At 64.4% G+C, this 20,643-nt stretch carries 24 protein-coding genes and 1 pseudogene; 9 read left to right on the forward strand and 16 right to left on the reverse strand.

Translation table 11 applies throughout. The features are described from left to right. Nucleotides 1–50 precede the first annotated feature (50 nt). The 3 genes from AC1MHZ_RS06365 to AC1MHZ_RS06375 are packed head-to-tail and all read right to left on the reverse strand — an operon-like array spanning nt 51 to nt 1,129. Complete coding sequence (locus AC1MHZ_RS06365) at nt 51–671, reverse strand: SOS response-associated peptidase (protein WP_084858567.1); 621 nt, start codon at nt 669–671, stop codon at nt 51–53. A 12-nt stretch (nt 672–683) separates the two neighbouring features. Next, nucleotides 684–944: a putative signal transducing protein gene (locus AC1MHZ_RS06370; RefSeq protein WP_084858568.1), complete on the reverse strand. Its 261-nt coding sequence runs from the start codon at nt 942–944 to the stop codon at nt 684–686. Continuing rightward, nucleotides 944–1,129, reverse strand: a complete 186-nt coding sequence (locus AC1MHZ_RS06375) for a CPXCG motif-containing cysteine-rich protein (RefSeq protein WP_084858569.1) — start codon at nt 1,127–1,129, stop codon at nt 944–946. Before AC1MHZ_RS06375 ends, AC1MHZ_RS06370 begins: the two co-directional genes overlap by 1 nt. Before the next feature lie 121 nt (nt 1,130–1,250). On the opposite strand from AC1MHZ_RS06375, the gene AC1MHZ_RS06380 reads away from it, so the two are divergent. Continuing rightward, entirely contained in the window at nt 1,251–2,420 is a 1,170-nt protein-coding gene (locus AC1MHZ_RS06380; protein ID WP_482966147.1) for a 1-acyl-sn-glycerol-3-phosphate acyltransferase, read from the forward strand. 50 nt (nt 2,421–2,470) lie between these two features. On the opposite strand, the gene AC1MHZ_RS06385 is transcribed toward AC1MHZ_RS06380, so the two are convergent. Continuing rightward, nucleotides 2,471–2,731 (reverse strand): hypothetical protein, encoded by a 261-nt coding sequence (locus tag AC1MHZ_RS06385; protein WP_084858571.1) that lies wholly within the window; start codon nt 2,729–2,731, stop codon nt 2,471–2,473. Nucleotides 2,732–2,897: 166 nt separating this feature from the next. Between AC1MHZ_RS06385 and AC1MHZ_RS06390 the strand changes: the two genes are divergently transcribed. Continuing rightward, nucleotides 2,898–3,104 carry a hypothetical protein gene (locus AC1MHZ_RS06390; RefSeq protein WP_084858572.1) on the forward strand — a complete coding sequence of 69 codons (207 nt, stop codon included), beginning with the start codon at nt 2,898–2,900 and terminating at the stop codon, nt 3,102–3,104. 112 nt (nt 3,105–3,216) lie between these two features. Here the strand turns inward: AC1MHZ_RS06390 and AC1MHZ_RS06395 are convergent, their stop codons facing one another. Next, complete coding sequence (locus AC1MHZ_RS06395; RefSeq protein WP_084858573.1) at nt 3,217–3,801, reverse strand: YajG family lipoprotein; 585 nt, start codon at nt 3,799–3,801, stop codon at nt 3,217–3,219. Nucleotides 3,802–3,944: 143 nt separating this feature from the next. Here AC1MHZ_RS06395 and AC1MHZ_RS06400 point away from each other — a divergent pair, with 143 nt between their 5' ends. Beyond that, the gene (locus AC1MHZ_RS06400; RefSeq protein WP_084858574.1) at nt 3,945–4,178 is read left to right on the forward strand and encodes a hypothetical protein; all 234 of its coding nucleotides are present in this window, start codon (nt 3,945–3,947) and stop codon (nt 4,176–4,178) included. A gap of 601 nt (nt 4,179–4,779) precedes the next feature. Further along, entirely contained in the window at nt 4,780–6,288 is a 1,509-nt protein-coding gene (mqo, locus tag AC1MHZ_RS06405) for a malate dehydrogenase (quinone) (RefSeq protein WP_084858575.1), read from the forward strand. Nucleotides 6,289–6,441: 153 nt separating this feature from the next. Here the strand turns inward: mqo and AC1MHZ_RS06410 are convergent, their stop codons facing one another. The 4 genes from AC1MHZ_RS06410 to AC1MHZ_RS06425 form a co-directional block, all read right to left on the reverse strand. Beyond that, the gene (locus AC1MHZ_RS06410) at nt 6,442–6,732 is read right to left on the reverse strand and encodes a PA4642 family protein (RefSeq protein WP_084858576.1); all 291 of its coding nucleotides are present in this window, start codon (nt 6,730–6,732) and stop codon (nt 6,442–6,444) included. Between the two features lie 69 nt (nt 6,733–6,801). Further along, a complete protein-coding gene (locus AC1MHZ_RS06415) occupies nt 6,802–7,272 on the reverse strand; it encodes a hypothetical protein (protein WP_084858577.1) in 471 nt (156 codons plus the stop codon). 99 nt (nt 7,273–7,371) lie between these two features. Further along, entirely contained in the window at nt 7,372–7,845 is a 474-nt protein-coding gene (locus tag AC1MHZ_RS06420) for a WbuC family cupin fold metalloprotein (RefSeq protein ID WP_084858578.1), read from the reverse strand. 2 nt (nt 7,846–7,847) lie between these two features. After that, complete coding sequence (locus AC1MHZ_RS06425) at nt 7,848–8,405, reverse strand: hypoxanthine-guanine phosphoribosyltransferase (RefSeq protein WP_084858579.1); 558 nt, start codon at nt 8,403–8,405, stop codon at nt 7,848–7,850. Between the two features lie 165 nt (nt 8,406–8,570). Between AC1MHZ_RS06425 and upp the strand changes: the two genes are divergently transcribed. Further along, nucleotides 8,571–9,209, forward strand: coding sequence for a uracil phosphoribosyltransferase (gene upp, locus AC1MHZ_RS06430; protein WP_028691132.1), 639 nt, complete (start codon nt 8,571–8,573; stop codon nt 9,207–9,209). A 2-nt stretch (nt 9,210–9,211) separates the two neighbouring features. Further along, the gene (locus AC1MHZ_RS06435; RefSeq protein WP_084858580.1) at nt 9,212–10,477 is read left to right on the forward strand and encodes a uracil-xanthine permease family protein; all 1,266 of its coding nucleotides are present in this window, start codon (nt 9,212–9,214) and stop codon (nt 10,475–10,477) included. A 98-nt stretch (nt 10,478–10,575) separates the two neighbouring features. On the opposite strand, the gene hemH is transcribed toward AC1MHZ_RS06435, so the two are convergent. Both hemH and AC1MHZ_RS06445 read right to left on the reverse strand, forming a co-directional pair. Beyond that, a complete protein-coding gene (gene hemH / locus AC1MHZ_RS06440; protein ID WP_084858581.1) occupies nt 10,576–11,589 on the reverse strand; it encodes a ferrochelatase in 1,014 nt (337 codons plus the stop codon). A gap of 13 nt (nt 11,590–11,602) precedes the next feature. Continuing rightward, nucleotides 11,603–12,508 carry a TIGR01777 family oxidoreductase gene (locus AC1MHZ_RS06445; RefSeq protein WP_084858582.1) on the reverse strand — a complete coding sequence of 302 codons (906 nt, stop codon included), beginning with the start codon at nt 12,506–12,508 and terminating at the stop codon, nt 11,603–11,605. Between the two features lie 189 nt (nt 12,509–12,697). Here AC1MHZ_RS06445 and AC1MHZ_RS06450 point away from each other — a divergent pair, with 189 nt between their 5' ends. The 3 genes and pseudogenes from AC1MHZ_RS06450 (at nt 12,698) to phrB (ending at nt 15,777) form a co-directional block, all read left to right on the forward strand. Further along, nucleotides 12,698–13,684, forward strand: a complete 987-nt coding sequence (locus AC1MHZ_RS06450; protein ID WP_482966148.1) for an NAD(P)/FAD-dependent oxidoreductase — start codon at nt 12,698–12,700, stop codon at nt 13,682–13,684. A gap of 208 nt (nt 13,685–13,892) precedes the next feature. Continuing rightward, nucleotides 13,893–14,342 (forward strand): annotated as a pseudogene (locus AC1MHZ_RS06455) (YbgA family protein); the annotation flags it as partial. A 19-nt stretch (nt 14,343–14,361) separates the two neighbouring features. After that, nucleotides 14,362–15,777 carry a deoxyribodipyrimidine photo-lyase gene (gene phrB / locus AC1MHZ_RS06460; RefSeq protein ID WP_482966149.1) on the forward strand — a complete coding sequence of 472 codons (1,416 nt, stop codon included), beginning with the start codon at nt 14,362–14,364 and terminating at the stop codon, nt 15,775–15,777. Nucleotides 15,778–15,807: 30 nt separating this feature from the next. On the opposite strand, the gene murI is transcribed toward phrB, so the two are convergent. Genes murI through hemA form a run of 5 tightly spaced genes read right to left on the reverse strand, consistent with a single transcriptional unit; the run spans nt 15,808 to nt 20,534 of the window. After that, on the reverse strand, nt 15,808–16,605 hold the full coding sequence (gene murI / locus AC1MHZ_RS06465; protein WP_482966150.1) for a glutamate racemase: 798 nt from the start codon (nt 16,603–16,605) through the stop codon (nt 15,808–15,810). Next, on the reverse strand, nt 16,598–17,353 hold the full coding sequence (locus AC1MHZ_RS06470) for a molybdopterin-synthase adenylyltransferase MoeB (RefSeq protein ID WP_482966151.1): 756 nt from the start codon (nt 17,351–17,353) through the stop codon (nt 16,598–16,600). The genes murI and AC1MHZ_RS06470 overlap by 8 nt, the downstream gene beginning before the upstream one ends. Next, nucleotides 17,347–18,177 carry a peptide chain release factor N(5)-glutamine methyltransferase gene (prmC, locus tag AC1MHZ_RS06475; RefSeq protein WP_482966152.1) on the reverse strand — a complete coding sequence of 277 codons (831 nt, stop codon included), beginning with the start codon at nt 18,175–18,177 and terminating at the stop codon, nt 17,347–17,349. Before prmC ends, AC1MHZ_RS06470 begins: the two co-directional genes overlap by 7 nt. After that, the gene (prfA, locus tag AC1MHZ_RS06480; protein WP_084858589.1) at nt 18,178–19,260 is read right to left on the reverse strand and encodes a peptide chain release factor 1; all 1,083 of its coding nucleotides are present in this window, start codon (nt 19,258–19,260) and stop codon (nt 18,178–18,180) included. Continuing rightward, a complete protein-coding gene (hemA, locus tag AC1MHZ_RS06485; RefSeq protein ID WP_084858590.1) occupies nt 19,257–20,534 on the reverse strand; it encodes a glutamyl-tRNA reductase in 1,278 nt (425 codons plus the stop codon). Before hemA ends, prfA begins: the two co-directional genes overlap by 4 nt. Nucleotides 20,535–20,643: the final 109 nt, after the last annotated feature.

A 20,643-nucleotide genomic window follows, 5' to 3' on the forward strand; every position in this document is an offset into this window, starting at 1 on the left:
CATTCCAGACGGGCAGCCTGGCGGAGGATCGTTCAAAAACCGTAAAAGCCTCAAGCTGGCGTCAGGCACTGCGGCCCGTCGAGCTTCGGATCGTTGACGAAATGTGCCAGCGCCCGCTCGCGCAACGTCGCTGGCCGGCTGGCCAACAGCTCATGCAAGCGTGCCAACGGCGTGTCCGGATCGAGCCAGGCCGCCTGCCCGGCCTCGTCGAGGATCAACGGCCGGCGCTGGCTCATCGCCGCCTGGGTCACCACGGCGCAGCTCAGCCATACCTGGCCCTGCACCGGATATTCTTCCCACACCCCGGCGAAGAACAGTGATGCCCCCTCCCCCGGCGTGAGCCAGTACGGGCGCTTGCGCACGGTGCCGCGCCATTCGTAGAAGCCGTTGGCCGGCAGCAGGCAGCGTCGCTGGCGAAAGGCGTCGCGAAACATCGGCTGCTCGGCCAGGGTTTCGGCGCGGGCCTGGGCCGGGGTGCGGGAAAGGTCGGTGAGCCACGCCGGGGTCAGCCCCCAGCGGGCCCTGGCCAGCTCCAGCCGACCATGGAGCTGGCGCTGAATCAGCACCGAAGCGCCCGGGGCAATGTTCCATTGCGCCTGCTGGTCGGCAGGGTAGCCCGGCAAGGCGGCAAAGGCCGGGGACCAGCGAAACAGGGCGTAGCGTCCACACATGGCGATAAAAACTCAGCAGATCAGGGTTCCGGGAAAACTCTCCGGTTCGTCGCCGGCAAGTGGCAGGGCGGCATTGTACGCATCGATCAGCTGCCGTGCGTACCCGGCCTGTTCATCAGGCACCGCCAGGCCCAGCAATCCCTGCATCGGCAATTCACCCACGCCACCGACCAGGTCGCGCCCCACCAGGTGCACCTCGACGCCCTCGCTGGCGAGCATGCCCACCAGCAACTGCGCCTCCATCAGGCTTTCCGGTTCGTAGATCCGTTTCATCAAGCGTCATCCTCGCGTCGTGCTTCGAGCATCCATTCGTCACCATGCACCTGCAGGATGAACACGATGGGCTGGCAACAGACTTGGCAGTCTTCGGTATAGACCTGGTCGCCACCGGAAATGTCCACAGTGGTCTCCACCGTTTCGCCGCAATAGGGACAACGATAGAAGTCGATCTCCAGCATCGCGGCCTCCGCGCTGACTTATGCGTATAATTGCCGGTCTGTTTACAGGGCCTGCGTGTGTCCGAGCCGTTTTTCGGGCCCCACCCCTACTTATTACCCTAGCCGTTTCCAACAAGAGAGCATGATGGGCGAATTCGATGCCATCCGACCGTACGACGACGCTGAGGTGCCTGCTGTTCTGGCACGCCTGCTCAGCGACCCGGCATTCCTGGATATCCTCACCCACTTCCGCTTCCCACGGGCAGCCGGCGCCTTCGGCTGGCTGCTCAAGCCGCTGATCGCCCGCCGCCTGCGCAAGGAGTTCGCTGGCGTCAAATGCGTCTCGACCCTGCAGGACAAGGTCGAGTACTACGTCGACCAGACCATCGAGCGGGCCACGGACGGCGTGACCTATTCCGGCGTCGAACAGCTCAAGTCGGGCACCGCCTACCTGTTCCTGGCCAACCACCGGGACATCGTCATGGACCCGGCCTTCGTCAACTACGCGGTGTACCACGCCGGCTTGCCGACGCCACGCATCGCCATTGGCGACAACCTGCTGCAAAAGCCCTTCGTCAGCGACATGATGCGCCTGAACAAGAGCTTCATCGTGCATCGCTCGCTGAGCGGTCGCCGGGAGAAGCTGGCCGCCTACCTGCTGCTGTCGGCCTACATCAACCACTCGATACGCAACGATTGCGTGTCGATCTGGATCGCCCAGGCCGAAGGGCGAGCCAAGGACGGCGACGACCGTACCGATTCGGCGATCCTCAAGATGTTCCACATGAGCCGCAAGGACGAGCCGTTCGGCGCGGTGATCCAGGGCCTGAACCTGATCCCGGTGTCGATCAGCTACGAGTACGACCCGTGCGACCTGGCCAAGGCCAGGGAGCTGTACATCCGCGCCACCACAGGCACCTACAAGAAGGCGCCCGGCGAAGACGACAACAGCATCGCCCAGGGCATCACCGGGTACAAAGGCCGGGTCCACATCAATTTCGCGCCCCCGGTGACCGAGTATTACGAGGACACCAAGCAGCTGGCACAAGAAATCGACCGGCAGATTCTCGGCGGCTATCGCCTGTTCCCGGTGCATTACCTGGCGTATGAGATGTGGAGCGAGGCAGACCCGGCCTTGCAGGTGCCGAATGCGCAGAAGCTGTTTCCAGCCGAGGAGTTGGCCAAGGCCAAGGAAGAATGGCAGCGCCGCCTGGACGCCTGCCCGACCGAGCAGCAGCCGTACCTGGTACAGCAGTACGCGACGCCGGTGCGCAACCAGTATCAGGTCAAGGCGCAAAGCCCGGTCGCCTGACAGGCTTGCTGTGGGTGCGGGCTCGCCCGCCCCACAGGGTTATCAGGTGTTCAGATCCAGGTGCTGAACCAGGACAGCAGCAGCGCCATGGCCAGGCAGGAAAAACCGAGGATGTAGTAATAGCGCGGCACGCGTTGACCGAAGGCATCGACCGCCACCTCGTCACTCACCACGCGCTCGCGCACCACCGCCTCTCGCCGCCGGGCACTGTGCAGCAACATGCCGCCCGGGCAGGTGATCAGCAGGGCAAGCAGGTTGATCAACTTGGCTGGATGGGCGGCCAGGAATCCCCAGAGCACTTGCAAGGACATCGCAACAACCTCGGTAAAGACAAAGAACGACAGCGAAGGCCGGCATTCTACCCAAGCCCGCCTCTGACGCCCGGGTTTTGCGACCAGCTGTCGTTAATTTCATCTGTCACACGCTCGTCATGAGAAGACGCCACTCTGTCGGCCTTTTCCTACAACGGAGCTAGACATGCTGCACGCCGAAAACCAGGACCGCCTCTATCTCGTCACCCAGAGCGATGAACAGCAGGCGCTGATCGACGGCTTCGCCATCAACGTCCAGGATCACCAGTGGTTGGTCTATTGCGCGCTGGGCGGCCATGCCCACCAGGACCTGCCGGAAGTCGACCCGGGCACAGGCCTGAGCGTGATCGATTTCCACATCGCCGCAGCCTGACGCCACATCTGCAGGAGCGGCCTTGCGCCGCCCCGACAATCGCCAGCCAAAACACACAAAAAAGCCCGCCACCGGATGACCGAGCAGCGGGCTTTTTATTGACGCGTAACGCTTATTCGCCCAGCACCTGACCGATGGTCGGGTCTTTGAACAGGCGGGTCAGGGCATCGCTGAGCACGTCACCCACCAGCTTGGTGTTGGTTTCCTGGTTCGGCGCCATGCCGAAGCGTTGGTCCAGCGAGGCGCCGTAGCGACCGCTGTAGCGGCGGTTGGCGTTGGACACGTCGGCACGGAAGGTGGCGCCAATGGTGGCTTCGGTCACGTACAGGTTGTCCTTGGGCGACTGGTACTTGAGCTCGGCCAGGGTCACGGTCAGCTGCGGCGCGTTGTAGGCGTTGGGCGTCGGGGTGAAGCCGAGCAGGCGCACCGCCGCCTCGGCCTGGGCTTGCAGCTTGGGCACGATGTCATTGCCACTGACGCTGATGGTGCTGGTTTCAGGGTACATGCCACCGCGGGTGCCCAGGGACTGCGAAGCACGCCCGTCGACCACCTTGACCACCACCGGCTGGCCACGACCGACCGGGTTGAGCTGGGCGGTGAGCTTGGGTTGCGGGCTGAGTTGTTGCGGGCTGTGGGCACAACCGACCAGGCTCAGGCTGGCCACCGCGATCAAACCGAACAACAGTCGTTGCAACATGCGCGTTTCTCCAGAAAATGCGGCAAAGGCCCACAGTATACCCAGTCGCGCGCGAACCAGTCATCGGAGCGGGCACGCTGTCACATTGGTTTCATGCCCTGCACCTATCCTGTGGCCAGACCGAACGAACAGGATCGCTCGCCATGGCCTCGCTCTGGAACCTACTTTTCTCCCGCCCCCGCCAGAACACCTACGCCCGCCTCGACGCCGACGGCAGATGCCTTGGGTTCATGCACTGCACTCGGCTGCCCGTCAGCAGCGGCTGGGTCCAGGTCAACGAAGCGCACCTGGGCTGGCTGGGCCAGCCACTACCGGCCAGCGCCCGGGTTTGCGCACGCGCAAGCCGTCGCTGGCAACAACGCACCCTGCCGGCCTGACAAACGCAGCAATAAAAAGCCATTAAGCGCACCTTTCTGCCCGCGACATCGTTATAATCTCCCCCCGATTATAAGGACGTCTCCTGATCGGGCCCCGCATCGCCGTTGACCACGGCACCTTCGACGCTTCGCCCACAGAGAGCCTTCCACTCAGGTCTTGCATCGGCTGTCGTGCCTGCTGTTCCCGGCCTTCGCACTGCATGAACCTGTGGGTTGCCATCGCGCAGTCCCTTTTGAGGTTCACGTTCCAAAAGAACGTGAAAAAACGGGTTTTTCAAACTTCACAAGAGTGTGGCGAGCAAAATGAACAGTCTGGCATGTGCAAAAGCGACAGATGCGTCCCGAACAGCCTCGAACAGACGACAACAGCCTTCATCCTCGATGGGGTGCTGAGGCCGGTCCATACCGCACGGCGGACACCTTGACCATAAGTCGCATTGCCGCACCCGTGGCAAACGGCGTTCAATATGTGAACACCAAGACTGAATTGGCAGTGTCCGCGGAAGTGGCAAGAACTGCGAAGAGTCGGACATGGCGATCCTGGCCACCCCAGTGATCCTATGCTGTCAATTAGGTGCTGTAGATTGTGGAGACGCGTTAAATGGCGCAGAACGAATCGGTTGATGTAGTACTGGTAGGCGCGGGCATCATGAGTGCCACCCTGGCCGTACTGCTCAAGGAACTCGACCCGTCGATCAAGCTGGAGGTCGTCGAGGCGATGGACTCCGGTGCCGCGGAAAGTTCCAACCCCTGGAACAACGCAGGGACGGGCCATGCTGGCCTGTGCGAGCTGAACTATACGCCCCAGGCCGCCGATGGCAGCATCGACATCAAGAAGGCCGTGCACATCAATACCCAGTTCGAGGTGTCCCGCCAGTTCTGGGCCTATCTCATTCGCAAGGGCGGCTTCGGCTCGCCACGCGCCTTCATCAACCCGGTGCCGCACCTGAGCTACGTCGAAGGCGACAAGGGTGTTGCATTCCTCAAGAAGCGCTTCGAGCTGCTCAAGCAGCATCACGCCTTCGCCGAGATGGAATACACCGAAGACAAGGCCGTGATGAACGAGTGGATGCCACTGATGATGCCAGGCCGCCCGGCCGACCAGCACATCGCCGCCACCCGCGTGATCAAAGGTACCGATGTCAATTTCGGCGCCCTGACCAACAAGCTGCTCAAGCAACTGGGCAACTGCCCGGACGCCCAGGTCAAGTACAGCAAGAAAGTCGTCGGCCTGCGTCGCAACGGCAGCGGCTGGACCGTCAGCATCAAAGACGTCAACAGCGGCGGCAGCCGTGAGGTCGATGCCCGCTTCGTGTTCCTCGGCGCCGGCGGTGCGGCCCTGCCGCTGCTGCAGATGTCCGGTATCCCCGAGAGCAAGGGCTTCGGTGGCTTCCCGGTCAGCGGCCAGTGGCTGCGCTGCGACAACCCGGAGATCGTCAAGCAGCACCAGGCCAAGGTCTACAGCCAGGCTGCGGTCGGCGCGCCCCCCATGTCGGTCCCGCACCTCGATACCCGCGTGGTGGACGGCAAGAAGTCCCTGCTGTTCGGCCCATACGCAGGCTTCACCACCAAGTTCCTCAAGCATGGCTCCCTGCTCGACCTGCCGTTGTCGGTACGTATGGGCAACATCGGCCCGATGCTGGCCGTGGCCCGCGACAACATGGACCTGACCAAGTACCTGGTCAGCGAAGTGATGCAGTCGATGGAACAGCGCCTGGAGTCCCTGCGCCGCTTCTACCCTGAAGCCAAGGCCGAGGACTGGCGTCTGGAAGTCGCCGGCCAACGCGTGCAGATCATCAAGAAGGACCCGAAGAAGGGCGGTATCCTGCAGTTCGGCACCGAACTGGTTTCGGCCCAGGATGGCAGCCTCGCCGCACTGCTCGGCGCCTCGCCAGGCGCTTCGGTGACCGTGTCGATCATGCTCGAGCTGATCGAGCGCTGCTTCCCCGAGCAGGCCAAGGGTGCCTGGGCTGCCAAGCTCAAGGAGATCTTCCCGGCCCGCGAGAAGGTCCTGGCGACCGATGCTGCGCTCTACCACAAGATCAGCGCGCAGAACGACGAAGCGCTGGAAATGGTCGAGGACAGCAGCCCGGCGCAGCACTACGCCTGAGTCGGCCTGTAACGAAAAAACGCCCTTCGGGGCGTTTTTTGTGCCTGATGTATCGGTGTCAGCCCTATCGCGGGACAGGCCCGCGCCTACAAGTGTACGAGTACCTGGTGGAAGCGGGCTTGCCCCGCGATAGGGCCGGTACAGGCCTGCCTCTCAGCCTCGAGCGTTATTGATGATCTCGATGTACTCGGCCGCATTACGCTGGTCGGCAATCAGCTCGACGAAGGTCTTGCCATGTTCGTCCTTGCCGTCCAGGTCCAGGCCAGCCTCGACGAAGAAGCCGACGAAGCGCTCGAAGTCGTCGACACGCAGGCCACGGTAGGCTTTGACCAGCTTGTGCAGCGAAGGCGAGGTCAGCGCATCGGCCGGCTCGAACCGAAGGAACGTCTTGACGTAGTCGTCGCTGATCTCGTCACCAATCACCTGCTTCTTGTCTTTACGCATTGCCGACTCCAAGTGGACCATCACGGACATTTCAAAGGCCGGCAGTGTACCCCTCGTGGGCCACGGGCCTCAACGCGTACGAACGGTGCCGGTATGCAGGTCGGCCCATACGTGGCCGTTGGGGTAGGTGAGAAACTGCACGTACAGGGTTTCGTTGCGCAGCAGGTCCATGATCATGCGGTAGTTGGCCATCGGGTAGCTCAACGTCAAGGTCCGCGTTTTCTCATCATAGGCCGGCTTCTTCAGGCTCTTGCCGCCTTCCCCATCGAAATTGACCAGCACCTGACTGATGGTCGCCCCCTTGCTCAGCGGCTTGCCCTTCAGACGCAGCAACAGCGAGGAGGTGATCGGGATCGGTTGCTGGTCGGACTGGCGCTGGATGCCGGCCACCACCGAATAGTCGGTTACCTGCAACAATTGCTGGGCCGAAGGGGCTTGCTGGCGCAGGGTCAGATCGTCGGGCGGCAGGAACTGGCCATGCAACGGCGCCGCAGACAGCGGCAGGCTCACCGCCAGCAGGAAGGGAAGAATCGCACGCATGTGAGGCTCCTTGGCAGGGAGGACCACTCTAGCATGGTGCTGGCCTGAAGCGCGTGGGGACGCGTTGCGCCGCGAAAGGGCTGCAACGCAGCCGCAGAATCACTCGAACTGCGCACGCATCCAGGCGTGGTACTCGGCCACGCCTTCTTCGCCTTCGCGCGGCGCCCAGTGGGCATGCTCGCCCTCGCCCACCGGCCGATACGGCCCGGCCTTGCACTCGAACAGAATGCTGTCGGCCTCCAGCACCACCAGCCCATGGTAGGTGCCTGGTGCCAGGTCGACGCCCAGGCAATCGCCCCCGGCCGCCAATACGCGCTTGTCGATCACCACGCCATGGTCGTCGAAGATCAACAGACCAAGGCGCCCCTTGAGCACGATCAGCGCCTCGGCCTTGTCATCGCTCAGGTGACGATGGGGCGGGATGTAGGTGGTCGGCTGCAGGCCAACGGCCATTCGGTGGCACGGCTCTTCCATCTGGTGGAAGTTGTGATGCTGGCGGCCGCGCGGGTTGCCGGCGGCCTTTTGCGCCAACCCAGCAAACAGCGTGTGGTCGATGAATGCGGGCTGGCGCATGGTCACAGGCCCTTGACGGCGAAGATGCCGTTGGCGTTGCGCCAGTAGCCTTTGTAGTCCATCCCGTAGCCGAAGATGTAGCGGTCGACGCACGGCAGGCCTACGTAGTTCGCCTTCAGGTCCGGGCTGGCCTTGCGGTCGTGGTCCTTGTCGATCAGTACGGCGGTGTGCACCGAGCGGGCGCCGGCATGCTTGCAGAAGTCGATGATGGCGCTGAGGGTATGGCCTTCGTCGAGGATGTCGTCGACGATCAGCACGTCGCGGTCGATGAACGAGATCTCGGGCTTGGCTTTCCAGAACAGTTCGCCGCCGCTGGTCTGGTTGCGGTAGCGCGAAGCGTGCAGGTAAGAGGCTTCCAGCGGGAACTGCAGGTGGGTCAGCAGCTTGCCGGCGAAGATCAGGCCGCCGTTCATGACGCAGAAGACCACCGGGTTCTTGTCGTGCAGGTCTTGGCAGATCTGCTGGCCGACCTTGGCGATGGCCGCTTCGACCTCGGCTTCGGTGTACAGGCAGTCAGCCTCGCGCATGACTTGACGGATATGCTCGAGATCGGCGGACATGGCGCTCTCCAGGGGGCTCGGAATTGGAAAAGCGGGCAAAGGTACGCATCCGCTCGTCACAGATCAAGCATTTATGGACTAACGTGCAGAATGACTGGACGACAGCTCAGGCTGAATAGATTAATCTAGCGCGGTTTTTTTGCCCGCCTCCCGGAGCCCTCCCCTATGCCTACTCGTGAGATCCGCCATCCGCTGATCCGCCACAAGCTCGGCCTGATGCGCCGTGCCGATATCAGCACCAAGAACTTTCGCGAACTCGCCCAGGAAGTCGGCGCCCTCCTGACCTATGAAGCCACCCAGGACCTGCCGCTCGAAACCTACGAGATCGACGGCTGGTGCGGCAAAGTGCAGGTCGAGAAGATCGCCGGCAAGAAGATCACCGTGGTCCCGATCCTGCGCGCCGGCATCGGCATGCTCGATGGCGTGCTCAGCCTGGTGCCGGGCGCCAAGGTGAGTGCCGTGGGCGTTGCCCGCAACGAAGAAACCCTCGAAGCGCACACCTACCTGGAAAAACTCGCGCCGGACATCAACCAGCGCCTGGCCCTGATCATCGACCCGATGCTGGCCACCGGCGGTTCGATGGTCGCCACCATCGACCTGCTGAAAAAGGCCGGCTGCAAGGAGATCCGCGCGATGGTCCTGGTCGCGGCCCCCGAAGGCATCGCCGTGGTGGAAAAAGCCCACCCCGACGTGCAGATCTACACCGCCTCGATCGACCAGCGCCTGAACGAACACGGCTATATCGTCCCAGGCCTGGGCGATGCCGGCGACAAGATCTTCGGCACCAAGCAGAAGGACGCCTGATCATGCAGGACGGCTTCAACGACCCGCTTTGGCGCCAGGTCGTCTCGGGCGCGCAGATGCTCTTCGTGGCATTCGGCGCGCTGGTGCTGATGCCGCTGATCACCGGCCTGGACCCCAACGTGGCCCTGTTCACCGCGGGTATCGGCACCCTGCTGTTCCAACTGGTCACCGGACGCCAGGTCCCGGTCTTCCTGGCCTCGAGCTTTGCCTTCATCACCCCGATCATTCTCGCCAAAGGCCAGTTCGGCCTGGCCGAGACCATGGGCGGCGTGATGGCAGCCGGCTTCGTGTACACCTTCATGGGCCTGATGGTGAAGATCAAGGGCACCGGCTTCATCGACCGCATGTTGCCGCCGGTGGTGATCGGCCCGGTGATCATCTCCATCGGCCTTGCCATGGCGCCGATCGCCGCCAACATGGCCATGGGCAAGGGCGGCGATGGCAGCGTATTGATGCCGTACAAGACCGCGATGCTGATCTCCATGCCGGCGTTGCTGACCACGCTGATCGTGGCCGTGTTCGGCAAGGGCATCTTCCGCCTGGTGCCGATCATCGCCGGCGTGCTGGTGGGCTTTGGCCTGTCGTTCGCCTTCGGCGTGGTCGACACCGCCAAGATCGCGGCCGCGCCTTGGCTGGAGCTGCCCAGGTTCACGGCCCCGGCCTTCAACTGGCAGGCGATCCTGTTCATCGTTCCGGTGGCGCTGGCGCCGGCCATCGAGCATATCGGCGGGGTGATCGCCGTGGGCAGCGTGACCGGCCGCGACTACCTGAAGAAGCCCGGCCTGCACCGCACCCTGCTCGGTGACGGCCTGGCCACCACCGCAGCCGGCCTGTTCGGCGGCCCGCCCAACACCACCTATGCCGAAGTGACCGGCGCGGTGATGCTGACCAAGAACTACAACCCGAAGATCATGACCTGGGCGGCGATCTTCGCCATCACCCTGGCCTTCATCGGCAAGTTCGGCGCACTGTTGCAAAGCATCCCGGTACCGGTGATGGGCGGCATTCTTTGCCTGCTGTTCGGCTCTATCGCCGCGGTGGGCATGAACACCATGATCCGCCACAAGATCGACCTGGCCGAGGCACGCAACCTGGTGATCGTCTCGGTGACCTTGGTGTTCGGTATCGGCGGTGTGCTGATCGGCAGCGGCGACGGCCCGGACGACTGGGGCCTGAAGGGCATCGCCCTGTGCGCCATCGTGGCCATCGCGCTGAACCTGATCCTGCCGGGCAATGACAGCTGGAAGCACAAGCAGCTGGATGACTGAAATCGCGGGGGCTGCTGCGCAGCCCTTTCGCGGCACAAGGCCGCTCCTACAGGGGACCGCGTGCTCCTGTAGGAGCGCCGCAAGGCGGCCCCGCTATATCAGGCCTTTTCGCACATCCCTGCCAACACCTTCACCCACTGCGGGTGGTCATTCAGGCAAGGCACAAGTACCAGCTCCTTGCCACCGGCCTCGATAAACTGCTCGCTGCCGCGCATGCCGATCTCTTCCAGCGTCTCGATGCAATCGGCAACGAATGCAGGGCACATCACCAGCAGCCTCCTCACCCCCGCCTTGCCCAGCTCGTCCAAGCGCGTCTCGGTGTAGGGCTCGATCCATTTGGCACGCCCCAAGCGCGACTGGAACGACACCGACCACTTGCCGTCCGGGATACCCATTTTCTGCGCGAAGGCCCGCGCGGTGGCCAGGCATTGGCCGCGATAGCAGACCGCTCGCATCTCCGCACTGGCCTCCTTGCAGCAATCGGCGGCCTGGAAGTCATGCTGGCCGGTCGGGTCGAGCTTCTTCAGGTGGCGTTCGGGCAGGCCATGGAAGCTCAGCAGCAGGTGGTCGTAGTCCTGCTCCAGGTACGGCCTGGCGCTAGCGGCCAGCGCCTCGATGTAGTCGGGGTGTTCATAGAACGGCTGCAGCACGCGCATCTGCAACGGTAATTGGCGCTCAGTGAGGGTCTGCTTCGCCAGCTCCACCACCGTGGTCACGGTGCTGTCGGCGAACTGTGGATAAAGCGGCGCCAGGGTGACCTTGCGCACGCCTTGGGCCGCCAGGCGCTCCAGCACCTCGGGCAAGGCTGGCTCGCCGTAGCGCATGGCGATGTCCACCGGGCCATGGGGCCAATGCTCGGCCATGGCCGCCTGCAGGCGGCGGGTCAGCACCACCAGGGGCGAGCCCTCGTCCCACCAGATCGAGGCGTAGGCGTGAGCCGACTGTTCCGGGCGCTTGATCAGGATCAGCGACACCAGCAGGCGCCGCACGGGCCAAGGCAGGTCGATCACGTAGGGGTCCATGAGGAACTGGTTGAGGTAACGGCGCACGTCGGCCACCGAGGTGGAGGCCGGCGAACCCAGGTTGACCAGCAGCAGAGCGTGATCGGTCATGCAGCGTCCTATGTCAGAGGCGGCTGGACAGGTTGTCCAGGGCCGATTGCAGATCGTTGAAGCGGAACGTGAAACCTGCCGCCAGCAGGCGAACCGGGCGAGCGCGCTGGCCACCGAGCAACAACGTCGACAGCTCGCCCAACCCAGCCTTGAGCAGCAACGCCGGCACCGGCAGCACAGCGGGCCGATGCAGCGTGCGACCCAGGCGCTTGGCGAATTCGCGGTTGCGCACCGGCTCCGGCGCGCAGGCATTATAAGGACCGCTGCAGTCCTTGTGCTGCAAGAGAAAATCAATCAAGGCGATCTGGTCTTCTATATGAACCCAGGGCATCCACTGTCGACCATCGCCCAAGGGCCCGCCGAGCCCCAGCTTGAAGGGCATGCGCAGACGCGACAAAAAGCCGCCATCGCTGGCCAGTACCAGGCCTGTGCGCACCAGCACCACGCGGATACCCAGCCGCTGCGCACGCTGGGCGGTTTCTTCCCAAGCGATACACAATTGGCTGGCGAAGTCCTCCTTCACTGGCGGCGACGCCTCGGTCAGTTCGCGTTCGCCACCGTCGCCATACCAGCCCACCGCCGAGCCCGAAACCAGCACCTCGGGGCGCTGCTCGCGGCTTTCCAGCCAAGCCAGCAACTGCTCGGTGAGGGTGATGCGACTGGCCCACAGCAACGTCCGCCGCGCAGCCGTCCACGGGCGATCGGCGATTGGCGCGCCCGCCAGGTTGATCACCGCATCCACTTTGTCGTCTGCGATCAGTTCGTCCAGGCGCGCGATGCCGCGCACCCCCGTACCACAGATACCTGGTACCTGTTCGGGGCGCCTGCTCCAGACCGTCAGGCGATGCCCCTGGTCGCGCCAGAACTGGCAGAGGTGGTGGCCGATCAAACCTGTACCGCCGGTCAGCAATATATGCATGGCTGTGTCCTCGCAAGCTGCGCCCGTGGTCTATTTTTAAGAACACAGGCACTTTTTAGACCGGATGCTCTCGGATAAACATAGGCCAACCTGTCCTATCGAGCGGAATAACCTTATACGAAAACATTGCATTGTACAGGTTTGCCTGACCGCGTAGTCTGCCAACAGCAAGGTTTCGAAGAGGCCATCATGACAGTACCTATTGCCATCATCGGTGCCGGAATCGCCGGCCTGTCCGCCGCACAGGCCCTGCAGAAAGCCGGGCAGACCGTTCACCTGTTCGACAAAGGCCATGGCAGCGGCGGCCGCATGGCCAGCAAGCGCAGCGAGGCCGGTGCGCTGGACCTGGGTGCCCAGTATTTCACCGCTCGCGATCGGCGCTTCGTCGAGCAAGTGCAGCACTGGGTCGCCGCAGGCTGGGCCGAACAATGGAAACCACAGCTGTACAACTACCGAGACGGCGAGCTGACGTCCTCTCCCGACGAGCAGATACGCTGGGTGGGCGTACCGCGCATGAGCGCCATCACCCGTGGATTGCTCAAGGATGTGACGGTGAATTTTGGCTGCCGCATCGCCGAAGTGTTCCGCGGCAAGCAGTACTGGCACCTGCAGGACACCGAAGGCTGCAGCCACGGCCCGTTCAGCCGCGTGGTGATCGCCGTGCCCGCACCGCAGGCCACGCCCCTGCTGGCTGCGACGCCGAAACTCGCCGCCGTGGCCGCGGGCGTGCAGATGGAACCGACCTGGGCCGTTGCCCTGGCGTTCCAGTCCGCCCTCGATACCCCCATGCAAGGCTGCTTCGTGCAGGACAACCCCCTCGACTGGCTGGCTCGCAACCGCAGCAAGCCGGGACGCGACGAGCACCTGGACACCTGGGTGCTGCACGCTACCTCCAGCTGGAGCAAGCAGCACATCGACCTGCCCAAGGAAGACGTGATCGAACAGTTGTGGGGCGAGTTCGCCGAGCTGGTAGGCTGCGTGGTACCGGCGCCTACCTTTGCCCTGGCGCACCGCTGGCTCTATGCCCGCCCGGCCGGCAACCACGAATGGGGCGCCCTGGCCGATGCCGACCTGGGCCTGTATGCCTGTGGCGACTGGTGCTTGTCCGGCCGCGTCGAAGGCGCCTGGCTCAGTGGCCAGGAAGCTGCCCGGCGGTTGCTGGAACACCTGGAGTAAACCTGCCTGTGAAGGCTTGAGCCAAGCATCGCACCGGCGGTGCTCGAGCTCGAACACTCTTTCACGGTACGCCCTGTTTAAAAATCGCTTGCATAACCTCGGCGCTGTGTTGAAATCAGCTTGTACAAAAATATATGAATGTACAAGTTTTATGGACGCAGCGATGAAGGATGCCGACAACCTTACCACCACCCCCTTTCAAGCCCAGGCGCACGCGCAATGGCAGCACTTGCTTGCCGAAGGCCTGAGCCGTGGCGCGCTGGTGCGCTTCCATTCGCGCTACAAGTACTTGGTAATGGCCTGCAGCCCTCAGACCTACCGGGAACTGGGGCGCCTGCTGGGCAGCATGTCCGGCGATGACGATCCGCAGCAGCTCGGCGCGAATTACTTCAACCTGTTGCTGCAGGCCCTGCAGCACACGCCCAGCCGGGGTACCCACACCAATGTATTGCAGCATCTGAGCGGTTATCTGCGCCCCGTGCTGGCGCAGCACGAGCGCAGACAGTTGCAGGAAACCATCAGCCACTACCAGCAAGGCATCGTACCGCTGACGGCTCCCCTGGCCCTGCTCAGGCACCACCTGCACGGGCACCCTGACCCCTACCTGCTGCAGCAGGTCTACCTGCAACCGGCCCTCCATTCACCCGATGCCGCATAACCGGACGAGGCGCTTCACCATGCAATTGATCTGGCTGCGCACCGACCTGCGCGTCGATGACAACCACGCCTTGAGCGCCGCCTGTGCGCGCGGGCCGACCCTCGCCCTGTGGCTGGCCAGCCCCGGCCAATGGCAGGCCCATGACGATGCCGCCTGCAAGGTCGATTTCTGGCTGCGTAACCTGCATGCCCTGCGCCAGTCGCTGGAGCGCCTGGAGATACCGTTGCTGGTTCGCCAGGTCGACACCTGGCAGCAAGCGCCCCAGGCGGTGCTGGAGGTATGCCGGCAATACCGGGTGCAAGGCGTGCACTGGAACGAGGAATACGGCGTCAACGAACAGCAGCGCGACGCACGTACGCAGGCGTTGCTGCACGAGGCCGGCATCGCAGCCCAGGGCCACCTGGACCAACTGCTGCTGCGCCCGGGCTCGGTGCTTACCCGCAGCGGTCATTACTTCCAGGTGTTCGGCCAGTTTCGAAAGGCGTGCCTGGAACAGCTGCGCCTGAGCCTGCCGCCCCTGGCCCCGAGGGTGACGGGCCAGGCGCCGACAGGCATCGCCAGCGATCCGATTCCCCAGGCCTTCTCCGGCTTTGCCGCACCGTCGCGAAGCCTGCGCGAGCATTGGCCAGCGGGTGAAAACGAAGCGCAGCGCCGCCTCACCCGTTTCATCGATGAAATCGTCGAGGACTATCCTCGTCTGCGCGACCTGCCCGCCAGGACCGGTACCAGCCAGCTGTCGCCTTACCTGGCCGCCGGCGTGATCTCGCCACGTCAATGCCTGCATGCAGCCCTGCTCGGCAACCAAGGCGAGCTGGACAGCGGCAACGCCGGCGTACGAACCTGGATCAACGAACTGCTCTGGCGGGAGTTCTACAAGCACATCCTGGTGGGTTATCCACAGGTCGCCCGGCATCGGGCCTTCCGCGCCCATACTGAAGCCTTGCCCTGGCGCGACGCCCCCGAAGACCTGGAAGCCTGGAAGGCGGGGCGCACCGGCTTTCCACTGATCGATGCGGCCATGCGCCAGCTGCGCCATACCGGCTGGATGCACAACCGCCTGCGCATGGTGGTCGCCATGTTCCTGAGCAAGAACCTGCTGATCGACTGGCGACTGGGCGAACGCCATTTCATGCGTCACCTGATCGATGGCGACCTGGCCGCCAACAATGGCGGCTGGCAGTGGAGCGCCTCCACCGGGACCGATGCGGTGCCGTACTTCCGGATCTTCAACCCGATCAGCCAGTCGCGTCGCTTCGATCCACAGGGGCAGTTCATCCGCCATTGGCTGCCGGAGCTGCAGGAGCTCGATGACAAGACTGTTCATGAACCCGGGGGCAGCGGCGACTTGTTCGCGGCGCCCTACCCTCGGCCGATCGTCGATCTGGCCAGCAGCCGGGCGCGGGCTCTGGCGGCGTTTCAGGGAGTGTGCAGATGAGGAGGCGTCTGCCCTATTGGGAGCGGAAGGCTACAGCGGGAAAGGCTGAACCGGGTCGGCCCTACCCCAGAGCAGCGGCAGCACCGTGCCCAACGACTGCGGCTGCGCGCTGGTCCAGAATGCGGTACTGCGCGCCGGTCCCGCGGCCAGCAGGCCCCGCGCAGCCAGCAAGCGCTGCAACTGTCGCGCAACGGCGGCGCCGGTATCGATGATCACCACGTCCGAAGGTACCATCTGCGCCAGCAGCGGGCGCAGGAAGGGATAGTGGGTGCAGCCGAGAATGACGGTATCGCACCCGGCCGCCAGCAAAGGCTGCACATAGCCCCACAGCAGTTGCCGCAGCTCGGGGCTGTCGAGGTCCCCGGCCTCGATGCGTTCGACCAGCCCAGGGCACGGCTGGGTCACCACCTGCACGTCATTGGCGAACCGATCGAGCAAGGCCGCGAACTTGGCGCTCTGCAAGGTGCCGGTGGTGGCCAGGACACCGACCACGCCGGAACGGGTGGCCGACGCCGCCGGCTTGACCGCAGGCTCCATGCCGACCAGGGGCCAGTCCGGATACAGCTCGCGCAGGTCGGCGACTGCCGCCACCGTAGCGGTGTTGCAGGCCAGCACCATGGCCTTGGCGCCCTGCTCGCGGAAGAACCCGGCGATGTGGCGCAGGCGTTGGCGGATGTAGTCCGGGGACTTCTCGCCATAGGGCACATGGCCGCTGTCGGCGACATACAGCAGCGACTCGCTGGGCAGCAGGCGCTGGATCTCGGCGAGCACCGACAGGCCGCCGACCCCCGAGTCCATCACGCCGACCGGCGCCGAACCCTCAGCCATGCCGGCTGCCACACACAGGGCACGCCGGGTCGCGCTTGACGCGCAGTTCGCGCATGCGCGTGCCGAGGGCATCGATCAGCAGCAGGCGGCCGATCAGCGGGTCACCGAAACCGGCCAGCAGCTTCATCGCCTCCAAGGCCTGTAGGCTGCCGACCAAGCCAACCAACGGCCCGAGCACGCCGGCCTCGCTGCAGGTCAGCTCGGCGTCGCTGCCATGGCCATAGAGGCAGTGGTAGCAAGGGCTGTAGTCACGACGTGGGTCGAACACCGACAACTGCCCCTCCAGGCGAATCGCCGCACCACTGACCAACGGCTTGCCGGCCGCGACACACGCGGCGTTGACCGCCTCGCGGGTGGAGAAGTTGTCGGAGCAGTCCAGCACCACATCGACCGCTGCCACGGCCGCGGCGAGGGAGTCTTCATCCAGCGCCTGGCGATAGGCGACCAGGCTGATCTCGGGGTTGATCGCCTGCAGGCGCTTGAGCGCCGAGTCGACCTTGCTCATGCCCACGCTGTCGCTGTCATGGATGACCTGGCGCTGCAGGTTGGTCAGGTCGACGGTATCGAAGTCGGCCAGGTGCAGTTCGCCCACCCCGGCAGCGGCAAGGTACAAGGCCACCGGCGAGCCGAGCCCACCCAGGCCGACCACCAGCGCCTTGCTGCGCTTGAGCCGCAACTGGCCGTCGATATCCACTTGGGCCAGCAGGATCTGCCTGCTGTAGCGCAACAGTTCCTGATCACTCAGCATGGCAGTCGCCCCATGGAAATACGTTCGTGGTCGGCCAGGTCGCGCTGGCTGGCCACCTCGACGAAGCCGTGGCTGGCCAGCAGTTCGCGCACCGCCACGGCCTGATCGTGGCCGTGTTCGAGCAGCAGCCAGCCACCGGGCAGCAGGTGCTCGGGCGCCTGGGCGATGATCACGCGCAGGTCGTCCAGGCCATCGGCTCCGGCCACCAACGCGCTGCTGGGCTCGAAACGCACATCGCCGGCCACCAGGTGCGGGTCACCTGCCGCGATATAGGGCGGGTTGCTGAGGATCAGGTCGAAGCGCTCGCCGGCCACGGCGCCGTACCAGTCGCTCAGGCGCACCTGGGCATTACCCAGGCCAAGGCGCTCACGGTTGCGCTCGGCCAGGGCCACGGCCTCCGGGACGCGGTCCAGTGCCGTCACCTGCCAGGCCGGGCATTCGCTTGCCAGGGCCAGGGCAATGGCGCCGGTGCCAGTCCCCAGGTCGAGCACGCGCGCAGGGCGGGGCGGCACCCGGGCCAGGGCGGCTTCCACCAGCAGCTCGGTTTCCGGGCGTGGAATCAACGTGTGCGGCGCCACTTCCAGGTCCAACTTCCAGAACCCTTGCTGGCCGAGGATATAGGCCACCGGCTCACCGGCACGGCGGCGGGCCAGGTAGCCGGCGAACGTCTCGGCTGCTTCGCTGCCGACGATACGCTCGGGCCAGGTATGCAGGTAGCTGCGCGACTTGCCCAGGGCTGCGGCGAGCAACAGCTCGGCATCCAGGCGCGCGGTCGGGGAATCCGGCAGCTGCGCGTTGCGCAGCAGGCTGGCGATGATGGTCATTCAATCCCCCAGGGCGGCCAGCTGGTCGGCCTGGTACTCGGCCAGCAGGGGCTCGATCACGGCATCGACACCGCCGGCCAGGATATCGTCGAGCGAATACAGGGTCAGGTTGATGCGGTGATCGGTCACCCGGCCCTGTGGATAATTGTAGGTGCGGATACGCTCGGAGCGGTCGCCCGAGCCCACCAGCAGCTTGCGCTCGCTGGCGATGGCGTTCTGTGCGGCGCTGGTCTGCATGTCGTTGAGCTTGGCCGACAACCACGACATGGCCCGGGCGCGGTTTTTATGTTGAGAGCGTTCCTCCTGGCACTCGACCACGATCCCGGTGGGCAAGTGGGTGATGCGGATCGCCGAATCGGTCTTGTTGACGTGCTGGCCACCGGCACCGGAGGCACGGTAGGTGTCGACCCGCAGGTCGGCCGGGTTGATCTCGATGGCGACCTGCTCATCCGGCTCGGGCAGCACGGCCACGGTGCAGGCGGAGGTGTGGATACGGCCTTGGGATTCGGTCTCTGGCACCCGCTGCACGCGGTGCGCACCAGACTCGAACTTGAGCTTGCCATACACGTTCTCGCCCTCGACCCGGGCGATGATTTCCTTGTAGCCGCCGTGCTCACCTTCGTTCTCGGAGAGAATTTCCAGGCGCCAGCCACGCTTCTCGGCATAGCGCGAATACATGCGGAACAGGTCGCCGGAGAAAATCGCCGCCTCGTCACCGCCGGTGCCGGCACGGATTTCCAAGAACACGTTGCGACCGTCGTTGGGGTCCTTGGGCAGCAGCATGCGCTGCAGCTGCGACTCCAGGCCGACCAACTGTTCCTTGGCCTCGCGAACCTCCTCGACGGCCATCTCACGCAGGTCCGGGTCGCTGTCCTTGAGCAACGCCTGGGCGCCTTCCAGGTCGTCCTGGACCTTGCGCCACTCCTTATAGGCGTCGATCACCGGCTCGACTTCGGCGTACTCGCGCGAATAGGCGCGAAAACGCGTCTGGTCGGTGATGACTTCGGCATCGCCCAGCAGGGCGGTGAGTTCCTCGAAGCGGTCCTGGAGGGTATCCAGTTTATTGAGCAGCGACGCTTTCATTGCGGGGTCTTGTCCGTCGAGCCCTCGTTGAGGGCAAAGAGTTCCTGGGCCATGGCCAGCGCATCGAGGCGGCCTTCGGCGGAGAGCTTTTTCAGTTGCACGCTGGGTGCATGCAGGAGTTTGTTGGTCAGCCCCCGCGCCAGCTGGGCGAGCACGTCTTCGGGGTTGCCGCCATTGGCGAGCAGGCGCTGGGCCTTTTGCAGTTCTTCGTCGCGCAGGCGTTCGCTCTGCTGGCGGTAGGCCTTGAGCACATCCACCGCAGCCAGCTCGCGCAGGCGCGCCATGAAGTCCTCGGCGCCCACCGACACCAGCTCCTCCGCTGCCTGGGCAGCGCCCTGGCGGCTCTTGAGGTTTTCCGCGACCACTTCATGCAAGTCGTCGACGGTATAGAGGTAGACGTCGTCCAGCTCGCCGACCTGCGGCTCGATATCCCGCGGTACGGCGATGTCGACCATGAAGATCGGCTTGTGCCGACGCTGTTTCAGGGCGCTTTCCACTGCACCTTTGCCCAGGATCGGCAATTGGCTGGCCGTGGAACTGATGACGATATCGCTGTTGGCAAGCTCCTGGGGGATATCGGACAGCAGCACCGCGTGGGCACCGAACTGCTCGGCCAGGGTGCTGGCCCGTTCGAGGGTGCGGTTGGCCACGACGATCCGGCGCACGCCCTGCTCATGCAGGTGGCGGGCAACCAGGGTGATGGTCTCGCCGGCACCGATCAGCAGTGCCTGGCTGCGCCCCAGGTCGCTGAAGATCTGCTTGGCCAGGCTGACAGCGGCGAAGGCCACCGAAACCGGGTTTTCGCCGATGGCGGTGTCGGTGCGCACTTGCTTGGCGGCGCTGAAGGTGGCCTGGAACAGGCGCCCGAGCAGTGGGCCAATGGTACCGGCCTCGCGGGCGACAGCGTAGGCGGACTTCATCTGGCCGAGGATCTGCGGCTCGCCGAGCACCAGGGAATCCAGGCCGGAGGCCACGCGCATCATGTGCTTGACGGCGTCGTGCTCCTCGTGGATGTAGGCGCTGGCGCGCAGCTCGTCGAGGCTCAGCTGGTGGTACTCGGCCAGCCATTGCAGCACCGCATCGGCGGCCAGGTGGTCCTGCTCTATATAGAGTTCACTGCGGTTGCAGGTCGACAGGATCGCGGCCTCGCGGCTGGCGGTCAGTCGGCAGAGCTGCTGCAGGGCATCGACCAGCTGCTCTGGCGTAAACGCCACGCGCTCGCGTACGTCTACCGAGGCAGTCTTATGGTTGATACCAAGTGCAAGAAAGGCCATGCAAGGTCGCTGGTTGTGACGAGAAGCCGATAATTGTCCTACTTCGCAGGTTCCAGAACAACCACCGTTCGCTATTGTCGCGATAGCAAGGGTGTATGCCTGGGGCTGC

The sequence above is a fragment of the Pseudomonas sp. FA-1 genome, from assembly GCF_056856075.1.

Bases quoted from the DNA above. Each gene is read 5' to 3' on its own strand.
- hemA (WP_084858590.1), bottom strand. From the start codon at position 20,534: ATGGCCTTTCTTGCACTTGGTATCAACCATAAGACTGCCTCGGTAGAC.
- AC1MHZ_RS06380 (WP_482966147.1), top strand. From the start codon at position 1,251: ATGATGGGCGAATTCGATGCCATCCGACCGTACGACGACGCTGAGGTG.
- mqo (WP_084858575.1), top strand. From the start codon at position 4,780: ATGGCGCAGAACGAATCGGTTGATGTAGTACTGGTAGGCGCGGGCATC.
- prmC (WP_482966152.1), bottom strand. From the start codon at position 18,177: ATGACCATCATCGCCAGCCTGCTGCGCAACGCGCAGCTGCCGGATTCC.
- AC1MHZ_RS06435 (WP_084858580.1), top strand. From the start codon at position 9,212: ATGCAGGACGGCTTCAACGACCCGCTTTGGCGCCAGGTCGTCTCGGGC.
- AC1MHZ_RS06450 (WP_482966148.1), top strand. From the start codon at position 12,698: ATGACAGTACCTATTGCCATCATCGGTGCCGGAATCGCCGGCCTGTCC.
- AC1MHZ_RS06370 (WP_084858568.1), bottom strand. From the start codon at position 944: ATGAAACGGATCTACGAACCGGAAAGCCTGATGGAGGCGCAGTTGCTG.
- murI (WP_482966150.1), bottom strand. From the start codon at position 16,605: ATGGCTGAGGGTTCGGCGCCGGTCGGCGTGATGGACTCGGGGGTCGGC.
- AC1MHZ_RS06470 (WP_482966151.1), bottom strand. From the start codon at position 17,353: ATGCTGAGTGATCAGGAACTGTTGCGCTACAGCAGGCAGATCCTGCTG.
- AC1MHZ_RS06365 (WP_084858567.1), bottom strand. From the start codon at position 671: ATGTGTGGACGCTACGCCCTGTTTCGCTGGTCCCCGGCCTTTGCCGCC.
- prfA (WP_084858589.1), bottom strand. From the start codon at position 19,260: ATGAAAGCGTCGCTGCTCAATAAACTGGATACCCTCCAGGACCGCTTC.
- phrB (WP_482966149.1), top strand. From the start codon at position 14,362: ATGCAATTGATCTGGCTGCGCACCGACCTGCGCGTCGATGACAACCAC.
- AC1MHZ_RS06390 (WP_084858572.1), top strand. From the start codon at position 2,898: ATGCTGCACGCCGAAAACCAGGACCGCCTCTATCTCGTCACCCAGAGC.
- AC1MHZ_RS06395 (WP_084858573.1), bottom strand. From the start codon at position 3,801: ATGTTGCAACGACTGTTGTTCGGTTTGATCGCGGTGGCCAGCCTGAGC.
- AC1MHZ_RS06400 (WP_084858574.1), top strand. From the start codon at position 3,945: ATGGCCTCGCTCTGGAACCTACTTTTCTCCCGCCCCCGCCAGAACACC.
- AC1MHZ_RS06410 (WP_084858576.1), bottom strand. From the start codon at position 6,732: ATGCGTAAAGACAAGAAGCAGGTGATTGGTGACGAGATCAGCGACGAC.
- upp (WP_028691132.1), top strand. From the start codon at position 8,571: ATGCCTACTCGTGAGATCCGCCATCCGCTGATCCGCCACAAGCTCGGC.
- AC1MHZ_RS06385 (WP_084858571.1), bottom strand. From the start codon at position 2,731: ATGTCCTTGCAAGTGCTCTGGGGATTCCTGGCCGCCCATCCAGCCAAG.
- AC1MHZ_RS06425 (WP_084858579.1), bottom strand. From the start codon at position 8,405: ATGTCCGCCGATCTCGAGCATATCCGTCAAGTCATGCGCGAGGCTGAC.
- AC1MHZ_RS06445 (WP_084858582.1), bottom strand. From the start codon at position 12,508: ATGCATATATTGCTGACCGGCGGTACAGGTTTGATCGGCCACCACCTC.
- AC1MHZ_RS06415 (WP_084858577.1), bottom strand. From the start codon at position 7,272: ATGCGTGCGATTCTTCCCTTCCTGCTGGCGGTGAGCCTGCCGCTGTCT.
- AC1MHZ_RS06420 (WP_084858578.1), bottom strand. From the start codon at position 7,845: ATGCGCCAGCCCGCATTCATCGACCACACGCTGTTTGCTGGGTTGGCG.
- hemH (WP_084858581.1), bottom strand. From the start codon at position 11,589: ATGACCGATCACGCTCTGCTGCTGGTCAACCTGGGTTCGCCGGCCTCC.
- AC1MHZ_RS06375 (WP_084858569.1), bottom strand. From the start codon at position 1,129: ATGCTGGAGATCGACTTCTATCGTTGTCCCTATTGCGGCGAAACGGTG.